This window comes from Verrucomicrobiota bacterium, from assembly GCA_037139415.1.
GTDB lineage: Bacteria > Verrucomicrobiota > Verrucomicrobiia > Limisphaerales > Fontisphaeraceae > JBAXGN01.
In genome coordinates this window covers 1-4,600 of sequence record JBAXGN010000317.1, presented here as the reverse complement: position 1 = coordinate 4,600, position 4,600 = coordinate 1, and the positions used below count along the sequence as shown (strand labels likewise).

6 protein-coding genes are annotated in these 4,600 nt (G+C 54.8%); all 6 read right to left on the bottom strand.

Features of this window, described 5'->3' with window-relative positions:
• Window positions 1–520: restriction endonuclease subunit R (locus WCO56_29025; GenBank protein MEI7733643.1), on the bottom strand; the 520-nt coding region annotated here is incomplete at its 3' end.
• Entirely contained in the window at window positions 517–1,560 is a 1,044-nt protein-coding gene (locus WCO56_29020) for a hypothetical protein (GenBank protein ID MEI7733642.1), read from the bottom strand. The genes WCO56_29025 and WCO56_29020, both read right to left, overlap by 4 nt.
• A complete protein-coding gene (locus WCO56_29015; GenBank protein MEI7733641.1) occupies window positions 1,557–1,940 on the bottom strand; it encodes a hypothetical protein in 384 nt (127 codons plus the stop codon). The genes WCO56_29020 and WCO56_29015 overlap by 4 nt, the downstream gene beginning before the upstream one ends.
• 35 nt (window positions 1,941–1,975) lie before the next feature.
• On the bottom strand, window positions 1,976–3,109 hold the full coding sequence (locus WCO56_29010; protein ID MEI7733640.1) for a restriction endonuclease subunit S: 1,134 nt from the start codon (window positions 3,107–3,109) through the stop codon (window positions 1,976–1,978).
• The gene (locus WCO56_29005; GenBank protein MEI7733639.1) at window positions 3,106–3,513 is read right to left on the bottom strand and encodes a hypothetical protein; all 408 of its coding nucleotides are present in this window, start codon (window positions 3,511–3,513) and stop codon (window positions 3,106–3,108) included. Before WCO56_29005 ends, WCO56_29010 begins: the two co-directional genes overlap by 4 nt.
• On the bottom strand, window positions 3,510–4,600 hold a 1,091-nt coding region (locus WCO56_29000), incomplete at its 5' end, for an N-6 DNA methylase (protein MEI7733638.1). The genes WCO56_29000 and WCO56_29005, both read right to left, overlap by 4 nt.

Sequence of the window (4,600 nt, the reverse complement as noted above, 5' to 3'; positions counted from 1 at the left end):
TGATGGCCTGCAATACGCGCTCGACGGAGGTGTCTTGGTAGTAGCGGCTGGGGTGCGTGCCGCCCCTGTCCTCAAACGGGATGGCGGCGAAACGGTCGCGCCAGGCGTCCGCTTCGGCGAAGGTCATGGCCAATAGTTGGTCTGGAGTCGGATAAGCAGCAATTGTGCCTTCCGGGGGATGAGACGAATGGGACTCAGGGGACATGTCCACCTGGTAGATGCCTTGGCCGTTGGTGGCGTAGGCAAAGCGGATGGACATCTTCGTCGCGTAGTTCTTGGCTTGGGCAACGCCTTCAGTGACTTCCTCGTCCCATGCTTTGGCTTCGATGACGGCTATCTTGCGGTTGCGATAGACCAGAACGTAATCAGCGATCAACGGTTTACCGCGCCGCCCATGACCTTCGATGCGGCCTAACGTTATGGCATATTCACGCAGAATCTTACTGCCCTCGACCACGCCCCAGCCCGCCGCCTTCAACGCGGGATCAATGTGCTCGGCTCTGGTTTCAGCTTCGTTCATGATCCGGCGATAGTTGCTTTATTTGTCCACCCCTTGGTGAGTTCAGACATGGTATGTGAGTACCTCAATTGTGATCGAGCCAATCGGTCGCGAGGAATCCAAGTAATCAACAAGGCTAATAAGCCAACGAGAAAAACCGTTCCTCCGCTGAAATTCACGGCGGTAGCAGGGCGCACAAATATGAGATAAACCGCAAGCAACACCATGCTGCTTACAATTTCAGCATGGAAGATCCAGCCCGAATGCGGTTCAACCTTCCTTCGTGCCATCCATGACCGGAAAAGTGCGATGATCTTGGTTGCGCCATTGGAGTAACGGGCAATTGTCTGGAAGGTCTTGGCCACATGGCCTCGCTCTTCCGAAGTCAGTGTTGCCACCGCCAGCACGTCGGCAACAATCTCCGGCTTGATAAAGCCCCAGATTCCGGAAGCCACCACGACTACGCCGCCAAACCAAAGCAGACGCAAGTCATAAACTCCCGCCAAATAGCCATAGTGTATCAGGGCAATCACCGGAATCACCGTCGTATAAACTGCGGTCGCTGCGCCGCCGTAGGTAACATGCGAATATTCGTGCCAGAGCGTGAATTTCTTCAGCGACTGCGCCATTTTTCGTCCCATGAAGATGTATGAAATCCCAAACGTGTTCGGAAACGCAACCGGCAGTGACTGTCGAAACGACGGTTCTCCAGTTTCCCAGATTTGCACCACCAGTTCGCGCACATCCTTGGGTTCTTCACTTTCCGTCGCAACCGGAAGTCGCTTCATGGCAATTGGGTTCAGAAGGATATGCTTTAAGTTTTCCGGCGCGCCTTCTGGCAAGGCGATTTTTTGAGGCGGTGACCCTTTGGAGATCGCCATCGCGGTTTCCAGTGCGCCCCGGATCGAAGCCAGAGACGAAACACCGGTGGCGACCGAGTCCACCGAGAAGTGGATCAGCAGGACCCCTCCCAACACGCCAACCATGGACCCAAACCCATTCCAAGGATGGAATGCGTTGATCAGCAGCGGTGAAAAAATGATGATGTAGGACGGATTCACTTCACCCGTTTGGCAATGGCCTTGGCCAGTTCTGCCACCTTCGGCTTCGCGATGCGGCAGCCAAGCTCCTCTGCCTTCTGCAGCAACACTTTCTCGATCTCTTCGCTCCGAGAAACAATCTCCCGGGTTTCGTTGCCGTCCTTCTTGCAGGCTTCCAGGTACTGCAGGCCGGCAATAACAACCGGCACGAGCGTGGCGATGAAAGCGTTCACCGCGCTCGCATCAAACCTGAGGCCCGTCTTGTTAGGGAGATCTTTCTTCTCTACACCCCGAAGGCACTCGACCACATAATCGGCCTCTCCAGCAATTTCGAATTCAGAAGGAAAGACCTCGGCGATGGTTTCGCAGATGACTTTTTGATTTGAGTTTCCAGTGTTCATGTTTTTTTTGGTTACGTTAACAGGTTCGGATAAGATTACAAATCTCCGATGAAGGCTTGGTGCAGTAGGGATTTTTTCAATGCCTCAAGGGCCGCGAGTTTACGCGAGTAGATTGAGGCGAGGCGTTGGGTATCGGCGGCGAGGGAATCAAGGCGAGCCGCGATGCGCTTTTGTTCTGGTAGAGCCAATTTCGGGACTGTTAATCCCCGGAGGACGCTTAGCGACACTGTCTTTTGTGCGGTGCCCGTGGAACCAATCGTCGCCTGCCTGAATACCTGCGGCGAGAGCAATGCATAGGTAAGCCACGCGCTGTCTGTGTCGGGCTTGGGGCGAACCAACCCGATATGCCGTTGGAAGCAGAAGTCCCGCTGCTCTCTGACGAGCACAGGAATTCCAAGCGTCGCGCCGGTGACAGTATAGAGAATGTCGCCAACTCTCGGCTTCTTGTTCGGCTTCAGATTCCGAAAATACTCTGCGGGTACCGTGAAAGTATTGCCAAAATCGATCTCACGCGTGCGCTTCACGATGTCCGAAATCGTGATAAAGGGGACGCCGGTTGGTGCTTTTGGGGGCGGCGAATGGTCCCCATCGGTCACATCGCTGGCGAGTTCTGATAGCGGCACATCATCCGCTCGCCGGGTAAAGACGGATTGGAGGTGGCTTTCGAAGAGGGCGCGGGCGTTTTGGAGGTTCTTTTCGGCGTTGGCTCGGGCGGTGGCGAGGCCCGCAAAGGCTTCGTCCAGGATGCCGACGATCCGCTGCTGCTCGGGGAGTGAAACCGGGTAACAGATTGCTAGTGGGGCAAGGTTTGTCCGTGTTATCTGAGGCTGGGCAGCACCTGTGATGGCCTTTGAAATGTCGATTCCACCGCGAAAGAGGTATTCCAAGAAACGCATCTCGATTGATCCGTCCTTGGGCCGCACCACCATCGCATTCCCTGTGACCCATGATCTTGGCGCAGAAATGTTAACCGATCCACACGTTGCGCCTCGACAGGTAATAAGAAGCTGAGGCTCTTCGTGATTGAACTGGTTGTAACGGCCAATGACGCCGTTCGCACCATAGACAGGGTACGCCCCGTCCGCGACCATCTCTTTTCCCGAGATAGTCTTTGGCTGGTACATCTCACAGGTGTCACCCAGTGTACTGGTTTGCCACCCTTTCTTCATAGCAGCCCCCCGCTTTCAATTGATAGGCTGTATGAGGAGGTGCCACCGGGATATTTTCCAGCGCTTGGGCTATAGGCGGTATGGGAAGAATGGGAAGCATGGGAGTAATGGAATGTCTTGGGTATGGTAGCCATGGTCAATGGTCCTTTATTCGTTGGCCATTGAAGGGCTTTACCTTGGTCGGCGGCGGGTAATTTCAGTTGGTGACAGGTTGTCACCGACTGACTCCCCTCCTTTTTCAAGCGCTCTTTAAGCTTATTCCAGTACTTTCTTGCCGTTTGATAATCCGGCTGCTGCGTGAGCACTTGAATGATGTCCACGACCGAAAACCACCATGTCCCGGTCTTCTCGTCATAAATACGACGAATGGCATGTTGTTCAAATTGAACAGGCAGTACTTTCATAACAGCCTCTTAATATTTTTCAGCACCTCGGCGCTCTCAGCATCCAGGGCCGCAATTTCCTCCATAATGGCCTTGGGGGTACGGTGGGTGATTTCCTCGCCGCCGTCGGGATTTTTTACCGAAAGGTCAAAAGTGGTTTGGTCTATGGTTTTGGCATCCACGGTCCAGCTTTTGGGGGAGTCGGCAAAGGTCTTTTGCAGTTTCACGAACTCGGCGAGGTCGTCGTCGTTGAGCGGGTTGGTTTTGCCGAGGTTGCGGCCGGGGTCGAGCTGGTAGTACCAGGTTTTGCGGGTGGGTGCACCTTTTTCAAAAAACAACACGACCGTTTTTACACCGGCACCTTGGAACGTGCCGCCGGGGCAATCGAGGACGGTGTGCAGGTTGCAGGTTTCCAGCAGGAGTTTGCGGAGGCTGACGGAGGCGTTATCGGTATTGGACAGGAAGGTGTTCTTAATGACAATGCCACCGCGCCCTCCCGCTTTCAGGATTTTGATGAAGTGCTGGAGAAATAGAAACGCGGTCTCGCCGGTGCGGATGGGGAAATTCTGCTGGACCTCCGGGCGTTCCTTACCGCCGAAGGGGGGATTGGCCATGACGACGTCCACGCGGTCTTTTTCCTGAATATCGGCGAGGTTCTCGGTAAGGGTATTGGTGTGGATGATGTTGGGAGCCTCGATGCCATGCAGGATCAGGTTCATGATGGCGATGACGTAGGCGAGGGATTTCTTCTCCTTCCCGTAGAAGGTGCGTTCCTGGAGGATGCGATCCTGGGCGGTGGTGCGCTTGGGGTACGTTTCTTTCAGGTAATCGAACGATTCGCACAAGAAACCAGCCGACCCAACCGCACCGTCGTAGATGCGCTCGCCGATCCTGGGTTGCACCACGCGGACCATGGCGCGAATGAGGGGGCGCGGGGTATAATATTCGCCACCGTTGCGCCCAGCGTTGCCCATGTTCTTGATCTTGGCCTCGTAGAGGTGGGATAGCTCGTGTTTTTCGGTCTGAGAGCGGAAGCGCAGTTCGTCAATGTGGTCAATGATTTCGCGCAGGTTGTAGCCGCTCTGAATCCGGTTCTTAATCTCCCCGA